Below are 22,348 nucleotides of genomic sequence, written 5' to 3'. Positions count from 1 at the left end.
GTCCTTCTGCAGGATCAGGCCTCGCCGAACAGATCGCCGGGTGGGCCATCGGTATCATCACCGTCATCCATGTCGGGATCAACCGGCTTGACTGCAAGGCCGTCTGGCGCCGGACGCGCGTCCAGCAGGCCGGCGGCGCGCAGTTCGGACAGGCCCGGCAGATCGGCCGCGCTTTCAAGGCCAAAGTGGTCCAGGAAAGCCTCGGTCACGACGAAGGTCACCGGGCGACCGGGCGACATCCGCCTGCGCCCAAGACGAATCCAGCCCGTCTCGATCAACTGGTCGAGCGTACCGCGCGCGACCGCGACGCCGCGCAATTCCTCGATCTCGGTGCGGGTGACAGGCTGGTGATAGGCGACGATGGCCAGCGTCTCGATCGCCGCGCGGCTGAGACGGCGCGACTCGACCCGGCTGTCCTGCATCAGAAACCCGAGATCCGGCGCCGTGCGAAAGGCGAAGGCATCACCCACACGCTCGAGCGTCACGCCGCGCCCTTCATAGCGTCGCCGTAGCCGGGCCACAGCTTCGCCCGGATCGCTGCCTGCGGGCATACGCTGGGCCAGATCGGCGATCCGCAGCGGGTCACTTGCAGCAAACAGCATCGCCTCGACCATCCGCTCCTGCTCCTCCAGCGGCAGGGGCGCGAAAGTCGGGGCGTCGTTTGCCTCACTCATCGGCGCGGCCGCCGCAGGCTGATCGGCGCGAAGCTGCCGCCCTCCTGGCGCAACTCGATCCGGCCTTGGCGCGCCAATTCCAGGCTGGCCGCAAAGGTCGCCGCGGTGGCGCTGCGCCGGCGCGCCGGGTCCTCCGACCAGCCCTCGGGCAGGAACTGCGAAAGATCGGTCCAGTCGGGTGCAAAGCCGACGAGGTGGCGCAGCCGGTCCAGCGCCTGCTCCATGGTCCAGATGCCGGCCCGGTCAAAGGCAAAGGGACGGAATTCGTCATGGGTCCGCAGACGCGCATATGCCGCCATCAGGTCCATCAGGCCGGCCTGCCAGCGGATGGTACGGGAGCGGGCGATGGCCTCAGGGGCGCCGCGGGAAAAGCGGTCCTGCCCCAGCCGGTCGCGGGCCATCAGCCCGGCCGCCGCGCGCCGCATCGCATCCAGACGTTCCAGCCGCCAAGCCAGATGCGCAGCGAGGCTCTCGGCATCCGGGCCCTCTGCCTCTGGGTCCGGGGGCAGCAGCAGACGGGATTTGAGGTAGGCCAGCCACGCGGCCATCACCAGCCAGTCAGCCGCAAGTTCGATCCGCAGGCTGCGGGCGCGGTCGATGGCGGCAAGGTATTGCTCGACCAGCGACAGGACGGAAATGGTCATCAGATCGACCCTCTGCGCGCGCGCCAGCGACAGCAGCAGGTCCAGCGGCCCCTCGAAACCGTCCAGATCGACAATCAGCGACTCGTCCCGCTCAACCGCCGGGACGGGCGGACTGTCGGGGACAAGATTCAGATGCGGCGGGCGACTGGCCACGGTCCGTCCTTTTGCAGTCGGCTGAAGGCAGCCTGTCCCGACCGCCGGCGCTGCGTCAAGTTTTCCGCCGGCGGGGCGCAGCTGGATCGAGCGCGGCGAGGCGCTGCTCGAGTGCCGCGATCCGCGCCGATTGCGCCGCAGTGCGGGCGGCCAATGCGTCGAGCAGGCGGGCGCGCACCGCCTCGATCCGGGGCGCTGGCGGGGGGGGTTCCGCCAGGGCGAGCAGGTCGGGGCCGCCCTGCTCAGCGATGGCGTCAAATATGCCGACCCGAGCGGCGATTGCGGCCTCGATCTGGGCACGACTGGGGATGGACTGCATGATCTGCGGCAGGCTGGGCAGATCGCCCTCGTCCGGCAGCAGCGCCGCAACAATGGCCGATTCCGGATCGGCGACCTCTGGCACGGGCGGCAGAGTGACGCCAAAGACGGCCGCCGCGAGGGCGACCATGTCGGTATCACCACGGCAGGTGTGAATCTCGACCGCGCCCGGCAGCAAATCCTGCCAGACCGGCAGATCGCCATAGCGCTGTACCAGTTGGTCCAGCGCGCCGGGGTGCGGCGCGCCAATAGCGTTGGCAGCCAGCCAGGCATGCGGATCGCGGGCAAAGATCACGACCCTCAAGTCAAAGCGCTCGGCCAAGGGTTCCAGCAGCCGCGCCATCGCCTGAGGGTGGCGGCACAGCCGGTCATTCGACAGGATCAGCCGCAGCGCGCCGGGCGCCTGCGCCTGCGACGCCAGCTTTGCCGCCCAGCCGGCGCCGAGTTTGGTCAGCTGCGCGGGAGATTGGTCCAGTGCCGCCTCAAGCGGCTTGCCCCGTGCCAGCAGGGGCGAGGGCCCAAGGTCGAGCGCGTGGTCTGCCTCAAGATCAGCGGCCGCGAGGCTCGCCGCGATGAGGGCGCCCCCGTTGCCAGGCATTCCGACATGCACGATCAGTTCGGGCCGCGCCGGGTCGGGCTGCGTCCGGACCGGCGTAGAGGCAGGCATTACGGGCGCGGCCGGCGCACGCGCCTCGACCTCGGCCAGCATGTCGAAATCGCCGCTGTAGACCCGGCGCACGGTCGCCAGTCCATCCTCGGACAGAGCCGGCACCCCGCCGGCACGCTGACGCGAGCTGTTTTGCGGAAACAGCGCCGGGACGTCGATCAGCTCGTATCCACCCGCGCCAAAGATCGGCGTCAGCATGCGCTCGACGTCCGCCTTCAGCGTCTCGACCCGGCCGATCTGAAGGTCGGGCACCAGGTCGTAGAACACCTGCAGGCGTTGCGGGCGCCAGTGATCGTTCATGTTCAGCAACTTGGGATCGGACTCGAGTGCGGTGGCAAAGCTGTCCGGCGTCAGGAAATCGCGCAGGGGGATGCGCTCTGGAACCTTCATCTGAGCCCGAACACGCTCGGTAATCCGGTTTTCTTTCGACAGTTTCTTGCCAAAGCAGGACATGAACCGGCGCAAGGGGTCGCGGATAAACGCGATCTTACGCACCGCTGGATCCTCCAGCATCTCGGCAAAGCGGGGCAGGCCGATGTCGCTGGGGCGCTGCAGTGGGTTGGCGGCGCGGTCATGGATCGCGTCGAGGCGCAACTCTGGCGCGGGCAGGCCCAGCGCGCGGGCCGTCGCCTGATTAAGCGTCGCCTTGAGCGTGCTGCAGGCGACGATCGGGTTGGAAAAGAACATGAACCCGAGGTCGGGCGACAGGTGGATGGTATTGTCGAACGACTTTGGCGTGCGCAGCAGCGCCTGCATCCGCGCCGCGCGTTCGGCCCCGCTGGTCATCTGGCTCATTTCCGTCGCCCTCACTGAGGGCGCGACAGGACCACAGCGAGGCCCCCGCCGCAAGCGCGACGCAGCCGCCTCAGCCGTGACCGAGGCTGTCGAGTTCGCCGCGCAGGGCGGCAAGATCGGCATTGTCCGCCAGTTGCCGACGGTCGAGTGCGCGGTCGGCTCGCTGCTGGGCCTCGGCGCTCATGGCGCCCGCGGCGGCAACCACCGGGATCATTGCGGCAATATCGCCGTTGCAATGCATGACCACGTCGCAGCCGGCGGCGATCGCGGCGGCGGTGCGCTCGGCATGGGTGCCGGGCAGCGCCTGCATGGTGATATCGTCGCTGGTCAGCAGGCCGCCGAAGCCGATGTCCTCGCGGATCGCGGCGACGACTGCGGCCGAGGTGGTTGCCGGCTGACGCGGGTCAATCGCGGTAAAGATGATGTGCGAGGTCATGGCAATCGGCAGGTCGGCCAGTGCCCGGAACGGGGCAAAATCCCCCACCCGCAGATCGGCGAGGTCTGCATCGACCACGGGCAGATCGTGATGCGTGTCGGCGGTGGCGCGGCCATGGCCGGGCAGATGCTTGATACAGGGCAGAACGCCAGCGGCCAGCAGCCCGTCGGCGCAGGCCCGGCCGTGCTTTGCGACAATGGACGGATCATCGCCAAAGCAACGGTCGCGCAGGAAGGCGTGCGTTTCGTCGCAAAGCAGATCGAGGGTCGGGGCACAGTCACCGTCGATCCCAACCGCTGCAAGCTCTGCCCCGATAAGGCGATAACGCAGGTAGGTGGCGCGCGGCCCGGCCGTCGCGGCGCGCAGCGGAGGCGTCCAGTCGCTCCAGTGCGGGCCGCGCAGGCGCTGGACGCGCCCGCCCTCCTGATCGGTCATGATCAGCGCGTCGCGCCCCACCGCATCGCGCAGATCGCCCGTCAGGCGACGCAACTGGTCGGGCGCCTCAACATTGCGCGCGAAAAGGATAAAGCCCCAAGGGTCGCTGTCGCGGAAGAAGGCACGCTCATCCGCGGTCAGCACCGGCCCGCTGATGCCACCGAGGATCGTTGCAGAAGTCATGGCCGCGCCTTTGGCAGAGCTGATGAAAGAATCGGGGCGGACGATGCCGCCCGCCCGTAACCGGCCCGGCAGCAGGCTAACCCGCGCCGGGCAATGCGCTCAGTTCGAGGCGGTCGGGATACAGTCGGTGCCCGCCGATTTCAGCTGCGCGCAAAAGGCGCGCGCCTCGTCGCGGTCGCCAAAGCCGGCAACGCGCAGGCGCCAGAAGGTGCGCCCGTTCCGCTCGGTCTTCTGGACAACCTGATCCTTGCCGGCGAACAGGCCGCCGTTCTTGCCGGCGACGCGGGCCCATTCGCCGCGCGCCAGCTTGTCGCTGTCGAAGGCACCGATCTGGACTACGGTCTTGCCCGACGCCTTGGCCGCCGCGGCGGGTTTCTCAGGAGAGTTCTCTGCCGTTTTCTCGACCGGCTTGTCGGCCGGTTTTTCGGCCGCCGCGGCACGTTCGGCCGGGGCTTCGGTTACGGTCGCGGCAATTGGCTCCGCCTCGGGCGCGGGCTGCGCGGTGGGCTCGGCTGCCGCGATGCGACGCTGCGGGCGCGGCTGCGGGCGCGGACCCTCGGCGACGGCCGGGGCGGCGGCCTCTGCCAGCGCATTGGTGATCGCATCGGTCTGAGCAGGGGCGCCGGCGAGGTCGGTAACGGCACTGTCGACCGCTGCATCGGCGGCCGGCTCGTCCGTCGTCTCAGGCAGGCTTGCCACAGCGGCGAGGGCCTGAGCCTGGGCCGCGGCCTCCTGCTCGGCGGCGAGGCGGGTCGCCTCGGCCTCGCGGGCGGCGCGAGCTTCGGCGTCGCTCTGCGCGATGACAGTGGCGGCAGCCTGGGTCGGGGCAACCTCGGCCAGCGCGCCCGGGGTCCGGGCGGTGGCGCCGAAGGTGCCCATGGCAGCGTCCTCGGGCGCAAGGCCCGCGGCCTGCGGCGCAATCTCGACCTTGCCGACGCGGCCTATGCCCTCGCCGGCGGCAATCGCATTGACCGCAAGGCCGGTGCCCTTGGTCATCTCGCCGCCCGGCTCCTCGGGGGCGACGCGGGCCTCGCCCTGCAGGGCCCGGATCACCGGCACGCCCGAGACATCGCGCGTGACCAGGCGATAGCCCCAGACCAGCAGCCCGACCATCAGCGCGACCGAGACGAGTGCACCCACATAGTTCAGCAGCCGCGCGATTCGCGCGGCCATGCCGTCCCGCGCGGCGCGCACATCGCCCTCGGCATCGGTAGAATAACGGGCCGGGTCGTCCCAGCCGTGGTCCATTGCAGGCTCGGTATGATCGTAGTCATAGCCCCGATGGCGGGAATGTCCCTGCCCCGGATAGCCGTCATCAAACCCGCCGAGGCGGAAATCTGCTGTCGTCATCTCACTGCCTGCCTGTTCCGGTTGACCCGGCTTTTCGTGGACTGCTCGTTCGCCCTGGCCTTGACGCTGTTGCTCAGCGCATCTCGCGGACAGGGGTCACGCCAAGGATACCAAGACCGGCCGCGATCGCAACGCCCACCGCGCGAGCCAGGGCGATTTTCGCCGCCGTTGTGGCATTGTCGCCATCGTGGACGAAGCGCAGCGTGGAATCGTCATGGCCGCGGTTCCACAGCCCGTGGAGGGCGCCGGCCAGATCATAAAGGTAGAAGGCCACCCGATGCGGCTCGTTCGCGCGGGCCGCGATCTCGACCGTACGGGGCCATTCGGCCAGCTTGGTCATCAGGTCAATCTCGGCCGGGTGCGACAGCCGGCTGAGGTTGGCTCCGGCGAGGGCCGCATCGCTGACGTCGACTCCCGCCTCGGCCGCCTTGGTCAGAACCGAGCTGATGCGAGCATTGGCGTATTGCACGTACCAGACCGGGTTTTCCTTGGACTGCTCAAGCACCTTGGCAAAGTCGAAATCCAGCGCCGCGTCGTTCTTGCGTGTCAGCATGTGGAACCGGGTCACGTCTGCGCCGGCCTGGTCGATCAGATCGCGCAAGGTGATGAAGGTGCCGGCGCGCTTGGACATCTTGAACGGCTCGCCGTTCTGCCAAAGCTTGACCAACTGAATGAGCTTGATGTCCAGCGGCACCCGGCCGTTGGACAGCGCGCTGACGGCGGCGTTCATCCGCTTGACATAGCCGCCGTGGTCGGCGCCGAAAATATCAATCAGCCGGTCAAAGCCGCGGTCGATCTTGTCCCAGTGGTAAGCGATGTCGGGCGCGAAATACGTCCAGGCGCCATCGGATTTCTTGACCGGCCGGTCCACGTCATCGCCATGCGCGGTGCTGCGGAACAGGGTCTGCTGACGCGGCTCCCAATCGTCGAGGGTCTTGCCCTTCGGCGGCTCCAGCGTGCCCTCGTAGATCAGGCCGGCGCTGCGCAGCCGCTCGATGGCGGTCTCAATCCGGCCGGTGCCATACAGCGCCTTCTCAGAGGAGTAGACGTCCATCTGCACGCCGAGCGCGGCCAGATCGTCGCGAATCATCCCCATCATCGCTTCGGTCGCGAATTCGCGGACCTCGGCCAGCCATTCGGCCTCGGGACGGTTCAGCAGCTTATCGCCATAACGCTCTTTCAGGGCCTGGCCGACCGGGATCAGGTAATCACCGGGATAGAGGCCCTCGGCGATCTCGGGCTCCAGCCCGTTGGCTTCGCGGTAGCGTTCGTAGGCTGAGCGGGCGAGGACATCGACCTGCGCGCCGCCGTCGTTAATGTAGTATTCGCGCGTGACGTCATAGCCGGCGAAGGCCAGCAGCCGGGCCAGCGCGTCGCCGAACACCGCGCCGCGGGCATGGCCGACATGCATCGGGCCGGTCGGGTTGGCGCTGACGAATTCGATATTCACCTTCTCGCCCGCGCCGAGGGTCGAGCGACCGAAATCAGCCCCCTCGCCCAGCGCGGCGCGAACCACCTCCTGCCAGACCTCGGTGCTGAGGCGCAGGTTCAGAAAGCCGGGCCCTGCGACCTCGGCCGCGGTGATGCGGGGATCCTTGCGCAGATGGGTGGCGAGCGCCTCGGCGATGTCGCGCGGCTTCATGCCCGCGGGCTTGGCAAGCACCATGGCGGCGTTGGTGGCCATGTCGCCATGCGCGGGATCGCGGGGCGGCTCGACCGTCACCGCGGCAAAATCGAGGCCGGCCGGCAGCGCGCCCTCAGCCGTCATGGCATCGAGCGCGGCGATGGCGACGGCGCGCAGATCGGCAAACAGATTCATCTTGTCCATCCTCGGGATCCCGCGGGAAGTGCCAGAGGCGCGGGCGGGCGTCAACGTCACGCAGGAGGGACTGCGCCGTCAGACCCGCGGAAAGACGTAATGTTATTCGCCTAACCTTCTGACAAATCTTCGTAAAGCAGATTCGCCTCGTCGGGGGGTCCGCGCCGCTCGCCCGGGGCGAGAAAGCGCAGGACCCTGACCCGGGCCGCGCTGCCGATGGTCACCACGTCCCCGGGGCCCACCAAGTGGGCCGGCTTGCCGCAGGGGGTGCCATTGACGCGAATGCCGCCGCCGGCAATCCGGTCGGCGGCAAGGGTGCGGGTCTTGAAGGCCCGGACGTGGAACAACCAACGATCAAGGCGAATGCGCCCGCCGGGCCCATCGCCATGGTCCGCGCTATGCGGGCCGCCGTTCACTCGCGGTTTTTCAGTGCCGCCAGGATCGCGAACGGGCTGTCGGGGTCGACCGGCTTTTCAGCGCGCGGCGGCCGGGCGGTGTAGGTCTTGGCGCGGTCCTCGCGCAGGGCGCGGTCCTTGCCACCCTTCCAGTCCGGCTTGCCGCCGCTGCGATCACCGCCCCGATCGCCGTCGCGCGGGCCACCTTTGCCCCGTCCGTCCTTGCGGGGGCCGCGGTGGTCCTGACCATCGCGGCGGGGCTTGTCCCCGCCTTCGCGGCGCTGTTGCGCGGGCTGCCCGTCGGCCGGTGCAACGGAAGCGTCAGCGGGCTGCTGCTGGCCTTGGCTTGGGAATTGGCCTTGGCGCGGACGCCGCGGACCAGCATTGCGTTGCCCGTCCTGCCCCTGCGGGCGGCGGTTTGAGGTGTGGCGGGGCTTCGGCGCCCAGGTGAAGGTGTAGAAAACCTCGGTCTCGACCGGAGTCTCGCCGCTGTCGGAAACCTCCTCACCAGCGGCAGCTTCGGTCGCGGGCGCGGTCTCGCCTGCTTCGGCCGAGGCTTCGCCCTCAGCCGGCGTCGCCGCCGTCGCAGCATCCGCCTCGGCCTGACGCGCCGCCTCTGCGGCGGCGTCGGCCTCGCGGCGGGCGGCCTGCTCGGCCTCCCAGCGCACGCGCGTCTCGGCAGCGAGGACGCTTTCTTCCTCGGTCATCGGCGCGTCGGACGTGGGCTGCGCCTCGGCATCCGGCGCGGCCTCCGGCTCGGGCGCGGGGGCCGGCGCGGCGACGGACTTGCTGGCCTTCGGCCGCTCGCCCTTGGCCGCTGCATAGCCGAGGCCGCCCATCAGCCCGGCGAACTGGTCCAGCGTCATGCCAGTGATCGACAGCATCTCGGGCGCAGCTTCAAAGCCAGCACGGCTGTCCTTTTGCCGGACCATGTCGGCCAGCCGCTCGAGCATATCGATGCGGATCGCGCGATCGCCGGCCGGGTGGTAGCCAGCAAGCGTGTAGTGCTGGCGCGGAACCTCGGGCAGGTTCGGGATCGTGACCAGCCCAGGGGGCGGGCTCTCGGGGAAGGTGTCCAGATCGTTCGCCAGCCCCCACAGCACCAGCCGAAGCCGCGTCGGCGCGGGCTTTAGCAGCGCAGGCTGGAAGATGGTGAACTGGCCGAAGCGCACGCCGTGCTTGCGCAGGGCGCTGCGCGATTCCTGGTCCAGTTCCTTGACGTCACTGGCCACGCCCTCGCGCGGCAGCACGCCCATCGCCTCGACCAGACGAAAAGCGAAACCTCGCGCGAGGCCCGTCAGCGTCTCGTCATTGGCAAGCGCCGTCAGCGGCTCGAACTGGGTCGCGATGCGGCGGTCGATGAAATGCTGCAGGCGCCGGCGCAGCTTTTCGGCGACTTCGGGGCCGGCCTCCTCGTCGACGAAGGGCTCGACCTGCGGCTTCAGCGGATCGGCGCCCTTGACCAGCTTGCCGACCGCGGAATTGCCCCACATCAGGCCACCCTGCTCGGTCAGGTCCAGCTCCGTGTCGGGGGCGTTGTAAAAGCGGTCGGCCCGCAGATGAAATTCTGGCCGCAGCGCCTCGTAGGACGCGCGGGTCAGCATCTTGGCCTCGTCGCCCGTGGCTGCGGGGTCGGTGCGGAAGCGGAATCCTTCCAGCCGGCCGGCGAATTCGCCCTCGACCGTAACCTCGCCCTTGTCGTTTACCTCAGCCACCAGGCTCTCCTTCTGCTTCAACCGGCGCAGCAGCACTGAGGTGCGCCGGTCCACGAATCGCTGCGTCAACGCCGCGTGAAGGGCGTCTGACAGGCGATCTTCTACCGCGCGGGTCTCTCCCCGCCAATGGGCTTCGTCCTGCACCCAGCCGGTGCGCTGGGCGACATAGGTCCAGGTGCGGATATAGGCGAGGCGCTTGGACAGCGCGTCGATATCACCGCCGGTCTTGTCGATCCGCGCTACCTGGCGCGCCAGCCAGTCGCCCGGCACACCGCCATCCTGCAGGAAACCGAACAGCCTTGTCAGCAAAGTTGTGTGCTCGGCCGGCGAGATGCCGCGAAAATCGGGCACGCGGCAGACATCCCAGAGCAGCCGCACATCCTTGGGCCCGGTCACCCGGTCGCGCATCTCGGGCATGTCGCGCAGCGCCTTGAGCGCGCCGAGATCGTCCGCCTCGCGCCCGCGCTGCAACCAGGGCGAGGGCGCCGGCACCTCCAGGCTTTCGACCAGCCGGTCCAGCGTGCCGAACTCGGGCCGCGGGTTGCGCCACATCAGGCGGCTGATAGGGGCAAAGCGGTGGTTCTCGATCGCGTCGATCAGCCCCTCCTCCAGCGGCTCGGCCTCGCCGGTGACGCCGAAGGTGCCTGGCTCCGTGTGGCGCCCGGCGCGACCTGCGATCTGGCCCAACTCGTGCGGGAACAGCGGACGCATGCGCCGGCCGTCGAACTTGTGCGTGCTGGAGAAGGCGACGTGGTGGATGTCGAGGTTCAGGCCCATGCCGATGGCGTCGGTCGCGACCAGATAGTCGACCTCGCCCGCCTGGTACATCGCCACCTGGGCATTGCGGGTGCGGGGTGACAGCGCGCCCATGACCACGGCGCAGCCGCCCTTCTGGCGGCGGATCAACTCGGCCATGGCATAGACGTCATCGACAGAAAACCCGACGATCGCGCTGCGGGCCGGCATCCGGCTGAGCTTTTTCGACCCCGCCCAGCTGAGCGTGCTGAACCGCTCGCGGCGCATGAAGGTGACGTCGGGGATCAGCGCGGCAATCGCCGGGCGCATGGTGCTGCTGCCGAGCAGCAACGTCTCATGCGCGCCGCGGGCGTGCAGCAGGCGGTCGGTAAAGACATGGCCGCGCTCGGGGTCGGCGGCCAGCTGGATCTCGTCGATGGCGACGAAATCGGCGGCGATGTCTGGCATCGCCTCGGTGGTCGCTACCCAGTACTGGGCGCGCTCGCCGACGATCCGCTCCTCGCCGGTGATCAGGGCCACGACCGAGGGGCCCCGGGCACGCACGATCCGGTCATAGACCTCTCGCGCCAGCAGCCGCAGCGGCAGGCCGATGACGCCGCTGCGATGCGCCAGCATCCGCTCGATCGCGTAATGCGTCTTGCCGGTATTGGTCGGCCCCAGAACGGCCGTCACGCGCGCCATGGCTGGCCTTTCAAAGTGCGATCCCGTCCATCGCCTGCTGCAGGCGCGCAACCGCGTCAATGGCCTCGGGTTGATGCGGGTTGATCTTGAGGCTGGCCTGAAAGGCCGCCAGCGCTCGGGGCAGATCGCCCATGTCCTCGAGCATGGCGCCCAGCTGGGTCAGCGCCGTGAACTGCCGCGGCTCCAACGTCAGGGCCTGGGCGAGGTCCGCGGCGGCGGGACCGAAATCGCCATGCGCAGCGTAGGCGGCGGCGCGATCGACATAGCCGGTGGCAAAATCGGGGGCGTGATCGACCAGCGCGGTCAGATGGCCGATGGCGGTGACGGCGTCCCCCTCGTCCAGCGCCGCGACCCCGCGCCGGTGCAACAGGTCCATAGCGGCCGAGCCGGACTGCGACCAGATGCGCAGGATATCGCTTTGCGCGCGGCGCCAGCTGTCGTCGCCCTCGGCTGAGGGCATCGCAAGCTCGGCAAACAGGCGATCCAGATCGGCGGCAGAGGTCGGAGCGGCTTGGGTCGCGGGGGCGGTTTCCGCCCGCGGGGGCGCGGATTGCGCAGCAACCAGCGGCGTAAACCCTATGGTAAGGATTGCCATGCTAAATGCCGCGACGGCAGGGTGGATAAGGGCCGCCCATAAGGTCATATTCCTGTTCTAGCGCCTGCATGGGCCATGCGCCAGCGGGCAAGACAGCCACAAGCGGAGGGTTTGATGAGCGATGTGATCACCGGTGCGGTCGAGGCACTGAATTCCAAGATGTCGGGCTTTGACGGGCTGGCAAAGTTCGTGATCGAGGGTGAAGGCGCGATCATGCTCGACTCCAGCGGCGCGCGCGCCGGGGACGAGCCCGCCGACGTGACCATGACCGCCAACCGCGAGACGTTCGAGGGTATCCTCGACGGCTCCGTCAATCCGACCAGCGCCTTCATGACCGGCAAGCTGACGGTCGACGGTGACATGGGCGCGGCCATGCGCCTGGGCAGCGCGCTCAGCTGAACTGCAATGCGCGCGGGCGGACAGTCCGGCTTTGCTGAGGGCGGCGGCGGACCCGTCGCCCGCGAGACCGTGCCTTTGGCCGGCGCGCCCTACCGCCTGTTACCCGGCACATCCTGGCCTGCGGCGACAGCGTGGTGGGCCGAAGCATCGGACGGCATCCGCCTGCGCCTCGCGCGATGGTCGCCCGAGGAAGCCCGCCCGGACGTGGCGGCAGCATGGCTGGCGGGCCTGGCCACAGCTGGCCCAGCGTCCGCCGATGCGCTGCCGCCCTGCAATGCGGGTTGCGGCAGCGTCCTGCTATTTCCCGGCCGAACGGAATACGCCGAGAAATATGCCCCCATCGCCGGGGTTCTTACCGCCGCCGGATTGACCGTTCTGGCAATCGACTGGCGCGGTCAGGGGGCATCGGACCGCCTGATCGAGGATCACGCCATCGGGCACGTCGGCGATTTTGCCGAATACCAACGCGATGTCGCGGCCATGTGCGCCGCGGCCGAGGCGCTGGACCTGCCCCGCCCCTGGCACCTGCTGGCACATTCGATGGGCGGCTGCATCGGGCTCCGCGCGCTGACCGACGGTCTGCCGGTGGTCTCGGCGGCATTCTCGGCGCCGATGTGGGGCATCCGTTTCGGGCCCCTGCCCGATCCGCTCGGCGCGGGAATGGCCGTTGGCCTTGCCCGCGCGGCCGGACGCGCGGGGCGCGGACCGCGCGCGGTGCCCGGCGTCGGCTCGGTGCTGGAGATGGCCTTTTCGCGCAACCCGCTGACCAGCGATCTGGACGAATATATCCGCCTGATGCGAGAGGCCGCGGCCTGGCCGGACCTGGTTCTGGGCGCGGCCAGCTATGACTGGGTGCGGGCGGCCCTCGCCGAATGCCGCGCCCTGGCGCGAATGCCGGCGCCGCATGTGCCCGCGCTGATTACCCTCTCGGGCGCGGAAATGGTGGTCTCCGCCCCTGCCATTCGCGCGGGCGCGACCCGTTGGCCGGAATCGCGGCTAATGACGCTGCCCGGCGCGCGGCACGAGGCGCTGCTGGAGGTGCCGGCGACGCGCGCCGCCACCTTCGACGCGATCCTGCGCCATTTCGCCGATCACTGCAGCGAATCGTAAAGGGCGGTCTCGGCCGACAGCGCGCCGCGCAACCGCGCCTCGATAGCCTCGGGCAAGGTAGTGTCCGTCGCCAGTGGCACGTTGACCCGCGGCAGACTGATGACGCAATCTAGCCGGTCCTCGAGGAAATGCTTGAAGCTGACCTCGATGTCCTCATACCGGAAGATGTGGTCAACCCGCGGCCCGCGCTCGGTTCCGCCGACAAGAAAGGCCGACTGCCGACCGACGCGCGCATAGTCCGGCGGTGCATCGCCGGTGCAGCTTTCGGCGAAGGCGGCAAAGTCGATGTCGTCCATCTGGTGGACCGGCTCCTCGCGATCGTCCTGCAGGCGGAAGCGGTACCAGCTGCGCAGCCAGTCGACCGGCTCGCGCATCAGGGCTACCGTCGTGAAACGCCGGCCGGGGACCGCGGCCTCCAGCCAGGGACGGATATGCCGCTCGAACTCGGTGACCGAAGTGTGTTTCAGCGTGGCTGGGCGTTGCACGGCGACACTGGCGAGCGGTTCCAGCGCGGATTCGACCGCGCTGCTGCCGGCTTTCGGCGTTGCCAGGAAAACCAGCCGGCGTTCGAAAAAGATCAGCATTGCGAATTCCAGCTTCCACGATCAGCCGAATTTTGGCCGAAGGGCGCGAATAACCTCCGCTGCCGGGTCTGTAAACTGCGCTGACCCGATCCGGATAAACCTTTGGTTAACCTCTCGCGGCCATATTCGGCCCCGGGTTGGTTAATTGCGGCCTTGTCAAACCCACGCATGGTCGCATAGGAACAGGAACAATGCGCGAACATCAGCGAAGGTTGCCCATCGCGCGTAATCCGTGACAGGAAGGCAGCACCGACATGGCAAGCGTGAACATCATCGACATGAGCGACAAGCGCGACGACAAGAAGGCCGGCGAGCGGCAAAAAGCGCTGGACAGCGCCCTGGCACAGATCGAACGGCAGTTCGGTAAGGGCTCGATCATGAAACTGGGCAAGGACAGCCCGGTAATGGAGATCGAGGCAACCTCGACGGGCTCGCTGGGCCTCGATGTCGCGCTGGGCATCGGCGGCCTGCCCAAGGGCCGCATCATCGAGATTTTCGGCCCGGAAAGCAGTGGCAAGACCACGCTGACGCTGCATGTGGTGGCCGAAGAGCAGAAAAAGGGCGGCGTCTGCGCGTTCGTCGACGCCGAGCACGCGCTCGATCCGCAATATGCCAAGAAGCTGGGCGTGAACCTGGACGAGCTGCTGATCAGCCAGCCCGACACCGGCGAGCAGGCGCTCGAGATCGTGGACACGCTGGTCCGCTCGGGCGCGGTCAGCCTGGTGGTGGTCGACTCGGTCGCAGCCCTGACCCCCAAGTCCGAGATCGAGGGCGACATGGGTGACATGCAGATGGGCAGCCAGGCCCGCCTGATGAGCCAGGCCATGCGCAAGCTGACCGCCAGCATCGGCCGCAGCAACTGCATGGTGATCTTCATCAACCAGATCCGCATGAAGATCGGGGTGATGTTCGGCAGCCCGGAGACGACGACTGGCGGCAACGCGCTGAAGTTCTACGCCAGCGTGCGCCTCGACATCCGCCGCATCGGCTCGGTCAAGGACCGCGACGAGGTCGTCGGAAACCAGACGCGGGTGAAGGTGGTCAAGAACAAGGTCGCCCCGCCCTTCCGCCAGGTCGAGTTCGACATCATGTATGGCGAGGGCATCAGCAAGGTCGGTGAGTTGATCGACCTCGGCGTCAAGGCAGGCGTGGTCGAAAAATCCGGCGCCTGGTATTCCTACGGCGACGAGCGCATCGGCCAGGGCCGCGAGAACGCCAAGCAGTACCTGCGGGACAATCCCGACATGGCCTATGCCATCGAGGACAAGATCCGCGCCAGCCACGGCCTCGACTTTGGCATCAGCGAGGATAGCGCTGCGGTCACCGAGGACGAGTGACCCCGCCTCGCCGGCGACATGCATCGCGCCGGGACCCGCGGGTCCCGGCGCTTTGCATTTGGCGGGCCGAACGCCAGCCCTGGCGGCTTTCCTTCCGGACGCGCAGCCGCTAACCCTCGGGCCGTCATCCCAGAGGGTCCGCCATGTCCGAAAATCGCCCCAACAGCCTGCGCACCGGTCCTGATGAAGGTGGCCGCTTCGGCATTTTCGGCGGCCGCTTCGTGTCCGAGACGCTGATGCCGCTGATCCTGCAGCTGGAGGCGGAATATGCCCGCGCCCAGAGCGACCCGGCCTTCAAGGCCGAGATGGATGATCTGTGGACCCATTATGTCGGCCGGCCGTCGCCCCTCTATTTCGCCCCGCGCCTAACCGAGCGGCTGGGCGGGGCCAAGATCTACCTCAAGCGGGACGAGCTGAACCACACCGGCAGCCACAAGATCAACAACGTGCTGGGCCAGATTCTGCTGGCGCGACGCATGGGCAAGACCCGCATCATCGCCGAGACCGGGGCCGGCCAGCACGGCGTCGCGACCGCGACCATGTGCGCCCGCTTTGGACTGAAATGCGTGATCTACATGGGCAAGACCGATGTCGAGCGGCAGGCGCCGAACGTCTTTCGCATGCGCCTGCTGGGGGCCGACGTCGTCCCCGTTACCTCGGGCCGCGGCACGCTGAAGGATGCGATGAACGACGCGCTGCGCGACTGGGTGACCAACGTGCGCGACACGTTCTATTGCATCGGCACGGTGGCCGGCCCGCACCCCTACCCTGCCATGGTCCGCGATTTCCAGTCGATCATTGGCAAGGAGACCAAGGCCCAGATGCTGGAGCGTGAGGGTCGCCTGCCTGACACCCTCATCGCCGCGATCGGCGGCGGCAGCAACGCCATGGGGCTGTTCCACCCGTTCCTCGACGACGCCTCGGTGCGCATCATCGGGGTCGAGGCCGGCGGGCATGGCGTTGACGACCGGATGGAGCATTGCGCCAGCCTGACCGGCGGCCGCCCGGGGGTTCTGCACGGCAACCGCACCTTCCTTTTGCAGGACGACGACGGCCAGATCCTCGAGGGGCACTCGATCAGCGCCGGCCTCGACTACCCCGGCATCGGTCCCGAGCATGCCTGGCTGCATGAGATCGGCCGCGCGGAATATGTCAGCATTACCGACCGCGAGGCCCTGGCCGCATTCCAGCTGTGCTGCGAGACCGAAGGCATCATCCCCGCGCTCGAGCCGTGTCACGCCTTGGCGCATGTCGCCAAAATCGCGCCCGACCTGCCGGCTGACCATCTGCTGGTGATGAACATGTGCGGTCGGGGGGACAAGGACATCTTCACGGTGGCGCGCCACCTTGGCGTTGAGATCGACGCCTGACGCGAAACTCACGGCGGCGTGCTTGCGCCGCCGGGAACCCCACCGCGGGTCGGCCGTTTAGCATCACATGCAAGGATGCAAACGGGAGTTTATCCAGTGAAACTGTTCCAGATCACCGCCGTTACCCTCGCCGCCGCGCTGCCGATGATGGCTGCGGCTCAGACTACCCCGACTGCCGGATCGACCGGGATGGGCGAATCGGGCGCCGCGACTGCGGAAAGCTCGACTGCTGCCACGACGACGACCACCCCGGCGCCGGCGACCACCACCGCTGCCCCCGCGGCGACCACGGCTGCGCCCGCCGCGACGACCGAGACCGTTGTCATGCCGGTCTATGTCGAGACCCTGACCGACATGGATGACGACGCCAAGGTGACGGCGCGCCTGACCGAAGCGGGCTACACCGACATCAAGATCACCCGCGAAGACAACAAGTTGCAGGTCGAGGCCAACAAGGACGGCACGCCGCAGAATCTGGTCTACGACATGACCACCGGCACGCTGACCACCGTTGACGGCGCGGGCTACACTGTCGGGGCTGGCGTCACCGACCAGACCGGCGATCAGGAACCGACCGCCGTCAAGCACTGAACTGTCGACCGGCATGTTGTCTGATGCTGCAAGCCGTCCCTTCGGGGGCGGTTTTTGCATGCCGGTATACCGTCGCACACCGGCTTTCCTTTCGACCCGCCACCGCGTAGAAACCTGGCAATCATTTCAGGTTTAGCGGAGGGGCGGCGCCCATGTCGAAGATCAAGGTGGACAACCCGGTTGTCGAACTGGACGGCGACGAGATGACCCGGATCATCTGGCATTTCATCAAGGACAAGCTGATCCTCCCCTATCTCGACATCGACCTGAAGTACCACGATCTTGGCATCGAAGAGCGTGACAGGACCAGCGATCAGGTCACCATCGACGCCGCCTACGCGATCAAGGAATACGGTGTCGGCGTCAAATGCGCGACCATCACCCCCGACGAGGCCCGGGTCGAGGAATTCGGGCTGAAGAAGATGTGGAAATCCCCGAACGGGACGATCCGCAACATCCTCGGCGGTGTCATTTTCCGCGAGCCGATCATCTGCCGGAACGTCCCCCGCCTGGTGCCGCACTGGTCCAAGCCGATCGTCGTTGGCCGGCATGCCTATGGCGATCAGTACAAGGCCACCGATTTCCGCTTTCCGGGCAAGGGCACGCTGACGATCAAGTTCGTTGGCGAGGATGGTGAGACGATCGAGCACGAGGTGTTCCAGTCGCCCGGCGCCGGCGTCGCCATGGGAATGTATAACCTCGACGAATCGATCCGCGATTTCGCCTACGCCAGCCTGAATTACGGCCTGCAGCGCAATTACCCGGTTTACCTGTCGACCAAGAACACGATCCTGAAAGCCTATGACGGCCGCTTCAAGGATATCTTCCAGGAAGTCTATGACAGTGAATTCGTCGACCGCTTCAAAGCCGCCGGCATCACTTACGAGCACCGACTGATCGACGACATGGTCGCCAGCGCGCTGAAATGGTCGGGCGGCTATGTCTGGGCCTGCAAGAACTATGACGGCGACGTCGAATCCGACATCGTCGCGCAGGGCTTCGGCAGCCTCGGGCTGATGACGTCGGTGTTGATGACGCCCGATGGCAAGACCGTCGAGGCCGAGGCAGCCCATGGCACGGTGACGCGTCACTACCGCGAGCACCAGAAGGGCAAGGAAACCTCGACCAACTCGATCGCGTCCATCTATGCTTGGTCGGGCGGCCTCAAGCACCGTGCCAAGCTGGACGGCAACGACGCGCTGATGCGCTTTGCCGAGACGCTCGAGCGGGTGACCGTGCGCACCGTCGAGGACGGCTTCATGACCAAGGACCTCGCCCTGCTGGTCGGTCCCGAGCAGCCGTGGCTGACCACCATGGGCTATCTCGAGAAGGTCGACGAATACCTCGGCAAGGCCCTCGAGGGCTGAGTTGACGAACCGCCCGTATCGAAGGGCAGTTTGTCACAAAGAAAGCGGGCCGGGCCGTTGTGTCCCGGCCCGTTTTCGTCCTAGGGAACGGCAAACCCCTGCCCGCGTGAGGCCGCCCCATGAAAGCTGCTGTCGTCACCTTCCCCGGCTCGAACTGCGACCGTGACCTGGCCGTCGCCCTCGGCAATGCCGGGGCCGAGGTGGTTCGCGTCTGGCACAAGGATACCGCCCTGCCCGCCGGCACCGATCTGGTGGCAGTGCCGGGCGGTTTCTCGTTCGGCGATTACCTGCGCTGCGGGGCGATTGCCGCACGCTCGCCCATCGCCGGGGCGATCCGCGATCATGCCGATCGTGGCGGCCACGTGCTGGGCATCTGCAACGGTTTTCAGGTCCTGACAGAGCTCGGGCTGCTGCCCGGCGCGCTGATCCGCAACAGCGGCCTCGCCTATGTCTGCCGCGATGTCGGGCTGTCGGTCGCCAGCCGCGACAGCGATTACACCGCTGGTTATGAGACGGATGAGGCTATTGCCCTGCCGGTCGCGCATCACGACGGCAATTACCGCATCGACGCGGACGGCCTCGCACAGTTGGAGGACGAGGGCCGGATCGCCTTCCGCTATCTCGATCCCGTCAATGGCGCCGAGGCGGGCATCGCCGGTGTCCTTTCAGCTAACCGCCGGGTGCTGGGAATGATGCCGCATCCGGAACGGGCGGCCGATCCGGCGCTTGGCCGGGCGGACGGGCAGCGTTTCTTTTCGGCGCTGGTCGCCGCCTGACCCTCAGGTCAGCGCCGCCAGCACCAACCGCCACTGCTCGCGCGGCAGCAGGACCAACATCGGCCCCTCGATCGCCAGGCTGACCGGCCCCAAGGCGATGTTCGAGGTGCCGACTGTGCCATGCGGAGCGAATTCGATGCCGTCGATGGGCCAGCGCAGGCCGGTGCTGATGCCTCGCGCCGGGCCCATCGGCCACAGCGAGACCCGCGTATCCGCCGCCAGCGGCAGGTCGAGGCGCGGCGGGGCGAGGAAGGTCACGTCCTCGGCCCCCAGCATCAGAATAGCACGGCCCCGGTTCTGGGTCATGACGGTCAGCGCCGCCAGGGTATGGTCCAGTCGCCGCCCCTCGAACCCCAGCGCCAGCACGAAGCCGGCGTCGATCCGGCTTAGGCATTTGGCGAAATCGGTGCTGTCCTGTTCAGCGACGCGGTGCAGCCGCTCCCGCGGGATGCGCGCCTGCGCCTCAGGTGAGATGCTGTCGAAATCGCCGATCACGGCGTCGGGGACATGGCCGGCGGCCAGCGCCGCATCGGCGCCGCTGTCGGCAGCGACCAGCAACGGCGCGGTGGAGAGTGCCTCGGCCAGATCGCCGTGCCCCAACTCACCGCCGCCGACCAGGGTCACGCCGCCGGCGGTCCGCAGCACGGGGATCACGACGGCGCCTTGCCGACGCCCAGGAATACTCGCCGGAAGGGCGCGACCCACAGCAGCCCGAGGCAGACATAGATCACCAGTTCGGCCAGCACCGGAGGGCGACCGAACCGGTCGGACAGCCAGCCCATGCCGACAAGCACCAGGATGATGTAGGCCGGCATCCAGACCAGCAGGACGAACAGCGCCCAGCGCCGCTGCGTGCGGGGGGTCATGGACGCACCTGCGACTCGTCATCCAAGTGCGCGGCCCGTCGCCAGCCGAGGCTCACAGGACCGAAGTCGCGGCCCACGACCCTGCGGACGCCAAGACCTGAACGCGCTTCCAAGGTCACTCTCCACATCGCCTCAGTCCGCGAACGGATCGGTGACCAGGATGGTGTCGTCCCGTTCCGGGCTGGTCGACAGCAGGGCCACCGGACACTGGATCAGTTCTTCGATGCGGCGGACATATTTGATCGCCGCGGCCGGCAGCTGGGCCCAACTGCGCGCGCCTTCGGTCGATTCGCTCCAGCCCTCGATCTCCTCATAGATCGGGACAGCGCGATCCTGCAGCGCGGCAGCGGTCGGCAGATGGTCGTAGCGCACCCCGTCGACATCATAGGCGACGCAGATTTTGAGCGTGTCAAACCCGTCCAGCACGTCCAGCTTGGTCAGCGCGATGCCGTTGACGCCGCTGATGGCGCAGGTCTGGCGCACCAGAACCGCGTCGAACCAGCCACAACGGCGCTTGCGGCCGGTGACCGTGCCGAACTCGTGCCCGCGCTCGCCTAGGCGCTGGCCGGTCTCGTCTTCAAGCTCGGTCGGGAAGGGGCCGCTGCCGACGCGGGTGGTGTAGGCCTTGACGATCCCGAGGACGAACCCGATCGCGCTCGGCCCGAGGCCCGTGCCAGTCGCGGCCATGCCGGACATGGTGGTCGACGAGGTGACATAGGGATAGGTGCCGAAGTCGATGTCGAGCAGGCTGCCCTGGGCACCCTCGAACAGGATGCGTTTGCCAGCGCGGCGTGCCTCGCCCAACACCTTCCAGACTGGCTGGGCGTAGGGCAGCAGCTTGGGCGCGATCTCCAGCAGCTTGGCGCGCAGCGCGGCGCGGTCGATTGGCTCGGCGCCGAGGCCGATCCGCAGCGCGTCATGATGGGCGAGCAGGCGGTCGAGCCGCTGGTCCAGCGTCTCCTCATCGCCGAGGTCCGCGACCCGGATCGCGCGGCGGCCCACCTTGTCCTCGTAGGCGGGGCCGATGCCCCGGCCGGTGGTGCCGATCTTCGCGGTCCCGGCGGCGGCCTCGCGCAGTTGGTCGAGGTCCTGGTGCAGCGGCAGGATCAGGGGCGCATTCTCGGCGATCATCAGGTTGCCGGTGTCGATGGAAACGCCTTGCCCCGCCAGCTTGTCGATTTCCGCGAACAGCGCCCAGGGGTCGAGGACGACGCCGTTGCCGATCACCGCAAGCTTGTCCGGGCGCACAATGCCCGACGGCAGCAGCGAGAGCTTGAACACCGTCTCGCCCACGACCAGCGTGTGACCGGCGTTATGGCCACCCTGAAAGCGGGCAATGATATCAGCCCGTTCGGACAGCCAGTCGACGATCTTGCCCTTGCCCTCGTCGCCCCACTGAGCGCCGACCACCACCACATTCGCCATTCGCCAGCTCCCTCGCAGGTCCGCGTGGCGTATAGCCGGGGGGAGGCCCGGGGGAAAGCCGCGGTTTTCGGTGCGAAATGCCGCAGGCCCGCGGACGCCGGGTCAAGCGGCCTTGGCGGCGGCCAGCGATGGGCGGAACGGGCGGATCGAAACTGCCTCGCCCTCGAAGGTGCAAAAGCTGCCGGCCGGAACCTCGGTCCAGTCGTCCTGCTCGCCATCGAACGGCTCTGACACGACGGCGCGGCCCGCGCGCGAGGACGACCAGCGGTGAAACAGCGTCGGCGCCTGCTCGTCGCTGGCATAGCGCGCAGCATAAAGGCGCCGGCCGTCCGAAAAGGCACAGGTCAGGCGTACATAGGGTCCTTCGCCACGGCTGCGGGCCAGTGCCTCAAGCCGCGCGGTTGCCCGCTCCAGCGCGGCGCAGGCATCATCCTCGAGCCCCTCGCCCAAGGCGATCAGAAACAGTGCCTCGCTGTCGGTCGCGCCCTTGCGCTGGCCGTAAAGGGAATCGGGGATCATTGCCTCGGCTTCGCGACGATAGCGGTCATAGCCGCCGAACTGCCCGTTGTGCATGAAGCACCAGTTGCCGACGGCGAAGGGATGGCAGTTGTTGCGACTGGTCGCCGTCCCGGTCGAGGCGCGGACATGGGCCATGAACAGCGCACTGCGGACGGTGGCTGTCAGGCTGCGAAGGTTCGGATCCGACCAAGCGGGCATCACGTCGCGGTAAAGGCCGGGGATTGCGCGGTCGCCATACCAGGCAACGCCGAAACCGTCTGCGTTGACCGCGGTGTGACAGCGCAGCGCCGACAGGCTTTGCCGGATCAGCGAATGGCCCGGCGTTGCCACGATTTCTTCCAGGTAGATCGGCGCCCCCGTGTAGGCTGCCCAGCGACACATGCCTCTG

General features: G+C 67.9%; 21 protein-coding genes. 7 read left to right on the top strand and 14 right to left on the bottom strand.

The genetic code is table 11. The features are described from left to right. Positions 1 to 14 precede the first annotated feature (14 nt). The 9 genes from scpB to DRW48_RS08825 form a co-directional block, all read right to left on the bottom strand. The gene (gene scpB, locus DRW48_RS08865) at positions 15 to 674 is read right to left on the bottom strand and encodes an SMC-Scp complex subunit ScpB (RefSeq protein ID WP_114076087.1); all 660 of its coding nucleotides are present in this window, start codon (positions 672 to 674) and stop codon (positions 15 to 17) included. After that, a complete protein-coding gene (locus tag DRW48_RS16310) occupies positions 671 to 1,450 on the bottom strand; it encodes a segregation and condensation protein A (RefSeq protein WP_241963452.1) in 780 nt (259 codons plus the stop codon). The genes scpB and DRW48_RS16310 overlap by 4 nt, the downstream gene beginning before the upstream one ends. Positions 1,451 to 1,526: 76 nt before the next feature. Next, a complete protein-coding gene (locus DRW48_RS16305; protein WP_162784705.1) occupies positions 1,527 to 3,251 on the bottom strand; it encodes a sulfotransferase family 2 domain-containing protein in 1,725 nt (574 codons plus the stop codon). Positions 3,252 to 3,321: 70 nt separating this feature from the next. After that, entirely contained in the window at positions 3,322 to 4,305 is a 984-nt protein-coding gene (locus tag DRW48_RS08850) for a glycoside hydrolase family 3 N-terminal domain-containing protein (RefSeq protein ID WP_114076084.1), read from the bottom strand. A gap of 99 nt (positions 4,306 to 4,404) precedes the next feature. Next, positions 4,405 to 5,655, bottom strand: a complete 1,251-nt coding sequence (locus DRW48_RS08845) for an SPOR domain-containing protein (RefSeq protein ID WP_114076083.1) — start codon at positions 5,653 to 5,655, stop codon at positions 4,405 to 4,407. A 73-nt stretch (positions 5,656 to 5,728) separates the two neighbouring features. Then, positions 5,729 to 7,474 carry an arginine--tRNA ligase gene (gene argS, locus DRW48_RS08840; protein ID WP_114077464.1) on the bottom strand — a complete coding sequence of 582 codons (1,746 nt, stop codon included), beginning with the start codon at positions 7,472 to 7,474 and terminating at the stop codon, positions 5,729 to 5,731. 110 nt (positions 7,475 to 7,584) lie between these two features. After that, entirely contained in the window at positions 7,585 to 7,890 is a 306-nt protein-coding gene (locus DRW48_RS08835) for an RNA-binding S4 domain-containing protein (protein ID WP_114076082.1), read from the bottom strand. After that, positions 7,887 to 11,021 carry a helicase-related protein gene (locus DRW48_RS08830; RefSeq protein WP_241963218.1) on the bottom strand — a complete coding sequence of 1,045 codons (3,135 nt, stop codon included), beginning with the start codon at positions 11,019 to 11,021 and terminating at the stop codon, positions 7,887 to 7,889. The genes DRW48_RS08835 and DRW48_RS08830 overlap by 4 nt, the downstream gene beginning before the upstream one ends. A 10-nt stretch (positions 11,022 to 11,031) precedes the next feature. After that, positions 11,032 to 11,616, bottom strand: coding sequence for a tetratricopeptide repeat protein (locus DRW48_RS08825; protein ID WP_114076081.1), 585 nt, complete (start codon positions 11,614 to 11,616; stop codon positions 11,032 to 11,034). A gap of 114 nt (positions 11,617 to 11,730) precedes the next feature. Here DRW48_RS08825 and DRW48_RS08820 point away from each other — a divergent pair, with 114 nt between their 5' ends. Both DRW48_RS08820 and DRW48_RS08815 read left to right on the top strand, forming a co-directional pair. Then, a complete protein-coding gene (locus DRW48_RS08820) occupies positions 11,731 to 12,015 on the top strand; it encodes an SCP2 sterol-binding domain-containing protein (RefSeq protein ID WP_114076080.1) in 285 nt (94 codons plus the stop codon). Between the two features lie 6 nt (positions 12,016 to 12,021). Continuing rightward, positions 12,022 to 13,125: an alpha/beta fold hydrolase gene (locus tag DRW48_RS08815; RefSeq protein ID WP_114076079.1), complete on the top strand. Its 1,104-nt coding sequence runs from the start codon at positions 12,022 to 12,024 to the stop codon at positions 13,123 to 13,125. Here the strand turns inward: DRW48_RS08815 and DRW48_RS08810 are convergent. Next, the gene (locus DRW48_RS08810) at positions 13,107 to 13,709 is read right to left on the bottom strand and encodes a hypothetical protein (protein WP_114076078.1); all 603 of its coding nucleotides are present in this window, start codon (positions 13,707 to 13,709) and stop codon (positions 13,107 to 13,109) included. The genes DRW48_RS08815 and DRW48_RS08810 overlap by 19 nt on opposite strands. A 278-nt stretch (positions 13,710 to 13,987) precedes the next feature. Between DRW48_RS08810 and recA the strand changes: the two genes are divergently transcribed. The 5 genes from recA to purQ all read left to right on the top strand — a co-directional run bounded on the left by recA (position 13,988) and on the right by purQ (position 19,150). Continuing rightward, positions 13,988 to 15,046, top strand: coding sequence for a recombinase RecA (gene recA / locus DRW48_RS08805; RefSeq protein WP_422385761.1), 1,059 nt, complete (start codon positions 13,988 to 13,990; stop codon positions 15,044 to 15,046). Between the two features lie 143 nt (positions 15,047 to 15,189). Beyond that, positions 15,190 to 16,416 carry a tryptophan synthase subunit beta gene (gene trpB, locus DRW48_RS08800; protein ID WP_114076076.1) on the top strand — a complete coding sequence of 409 codons (1,227 nt, stop codon included), beginning with the start codon at positions 15,190 to 15,192 and terminating at the stop codon, positions 16,414 to 16,416. Between the two features lie 96 nt (positions 16,417 to 16,512). After that, complete coding sequence (locus DRW48_RS15900) at positions 16,513 to 17,007, top strand: hypothetical protein (protein WP_162784704.1); 495 nt, start codon at positions 16,513 to 16,515, stop codon at positions 17,005 to 17,007. A gap of 152 nt (positions 17,008 to 17,159) precedes the next feature. Then, positions 17,160 to 18,374 (top strand): NADP-dependent isocitrate dehydrogenase, encoded by a 1,215-nt coding sequence (locus DRW48_RS08790; RefSeq protein WP_114076075.1) that lies wholly within the window; start codon positions 17,160 to 17,162, stop codon positions 18,372 to 18,374. Positions 18,375 to 18,493: 119 nt separating this feature from the next. Then, complete coding sequence (gene purQ, locus DRW48_RS08785; protein WP_114076074.1) at positions 18,494 to 19,150, top strand: phosphoribosylformylglycinamidine synthase subunit PurQ; 657 nt, start codon at positions 18,494 to 18,496, stop codon at positions 19,148 to 19,150. Positions 19,151 to 19,153: 3 nt separating this feature from the next. Here purQ and DRW48_RS08780 read toward each other — a convergent pair whose 3' ends face one another. The 4 genes from DRW48_RS08780 to DRW48_RS08770 form a co-directional block, all read right to left on the bottom strand. Beyond that, positions 19,154 to 19,804 (bottom strand): thiamine diphosphokinase, encoded by a 651-nt coding sequence (locus DRW48_RS08780; RefSeq protein ID WP_338418412.1) that lies wholly within the window; start codon positions 19,802 to 19,804, stop codon positions 19,154 to 19,156. Next, positions 19,801 to 20,016 (bottom strand): DUF2842 domain-containing protein, encoded by a 216-nt coding sequence (locus tag DRW48_RS16300; RefSeq protein WP_241963217.1) that lies wholly within the window; start codon positions 20,014 to 20,016, stop codon positions 19,801 to 19,803. Before DRW48_RS16300 ends, DRW48_RS08780 begins: the two co-directional genes overlap by 4 nt. A 132-nt stretch (positions 20,017 to 20,148) precedes the next feature. Next, positions 20,149 to 21,441: an adenylosuccinate synthase gene (locus DRW48_RS08775; protein WP_114076072.1), complete on the bottom strand. Its 1,293-nt coding sequence runs from the start codon at positions 21,439 to 21,441 to the stop codon at positions 20,149 to 20,151. A gap of 102 nt (positions 21,442 to 21,543) precedes the next feature. Beyond that, positions 21,544 to 22,341: a class II glutamine amidotransferase gene (locus DRW48_RS08770; RefSeq protein WP_114076071.1), complete on the bottom strand. Its 798-nt coding sequence runs from the start codon at positions 22,339 to 22,341 to the stop codon at positions 21,544 to 21,546. Positions 22,342 to 22,348: the final 7 nt, after the last annotated feature.

The sequence above is a fragment of the Paracoccus suum genome, assembly GCF_003324675.1.
Lineage (GTDB): Bacteria > Pseudomonadota > Alphaproteobacteria > Rhodobacterales > Rhodobacteraceae > Paracoccus > Paracoccus suum.
The sequence above is the reverse complement of the archived record's forward strand: the minus strand, read 5'-3'. Positions and strand labels throughout refer to the sequence as shown.

Coding starts and splice junctions, on each gene's coding strand:
- scpB (WP_114076087.1), bottom strand. CDS start 674: ATGAGTGAGGCAAACGACGCCCCGACTTTCGCGCCCCTGCCGCTGGAG.
- DRW48_RS16305 (WP_162784705.1), bottom strand. CDS start 3,251: ATGAGCCAGATGACCAGCGGGGCCGAACGCGCGGCGCGGATGCAGGCG.
- DRW48_RS08850 (WP_114076084.1), bottom strand. CDS start 4,305: ATGACTTCTGCAACGATCCTCGGTGGCATCAGCGGGCCGGTGCTGACC.
- DRW48_RS08845 (WP_114076083.1), bottom strand. CDS start 5,655: ATGACGACAGCAGATTTCCGCCTCGGCGGGTTTGATGACGGCTATCCG.
- argS (WP_114077464.1), bottom strand. CDS start 7,474: ATGAATCTGTTTGCCGATCTGCGCGCCGTCGCCATCGCCGCGCTCGAT.
- DRW48_RS08830 (WP_241963218.1), bottom strand. CDS start 11,021: ATGGCGCGCGTGACGGCCGTTCTGGGGCCGACCAATACCGGCAAGACG.
- DRW48_RS08825 (WP_114076081.1), bottom strand. CDS start 11,616: ATGGCAATCCTTACCATAGGGTTTACGCCGCTGGTTGCTGCGCAATCC.
- DRW48_RS08820 (WP_114076080.1), top strand. CDS start 11,731: ATGAGCGATGTGATCACCGGTGCGGTCGAGGCACTGAATTCCAAGATG.
- DRW48_RS08815 (WP_114076079.1), top strand. CDS start 12,022: ATGCGCGCGGGCGGACAGTCCGGCTTTGCTGAGGGCGGCGGCGGACCC.
- DRW48_RS08810 (WP_114076078.1), bottom strand. CDS start 13,709: ATGCTGATCTTTTTCGAACGCCGGCTGGTTTTCCTGGCAACGCCGAAA.
- recA (WP_422385761.1), top strand. CDS start 13,988: ATGAGCGACAAGCGCGACGACAAGAAGGCCGGCGAGCGGCAAAAAGCG.
- trpB (WP_114076076.1), top strand. CDS start 15,190: ATGTCCGAAAATCGCCCCAACAGCCTGCGCACCGGTCCTGATGAAGGT.
- DRW48_RS08790 (WP_114076075.1), top strand. CDS start 17,160: ATGTCGAAGATCAAGGTGGACAACCCGGTTGTCGAACTGGACGGCGAC.
- purQ (WP_114076074.1), top strand. CDS start 18,494: ATGAAAGCTGCTGTCGTCACCTTCCCCGGCTCGAACTGCGACCGTGAC.
- DRW48_RS16300 (WP_241963217.1), bottom strand. CDS start 20,016: ATGACCCCCCGCACGCAGCGGCGCTGGGCGCTGTTCGTCCTGCTGGTC.
- DRW48_RS08775 (WP_114076072.1), bottom strand. CDS start 21,441: ATGGCGAATGTGGTGGTGGTCGGCGCTCAGTGGGGCGACGAGGGCAAG.
- DRW48_RS08770 (WP_114076071.1), bottom strand. CDS start 22,341: ATGTGTCGCTGGGCAGCCTACACGGGGGCGCCGATCTACCTGGAAGAA.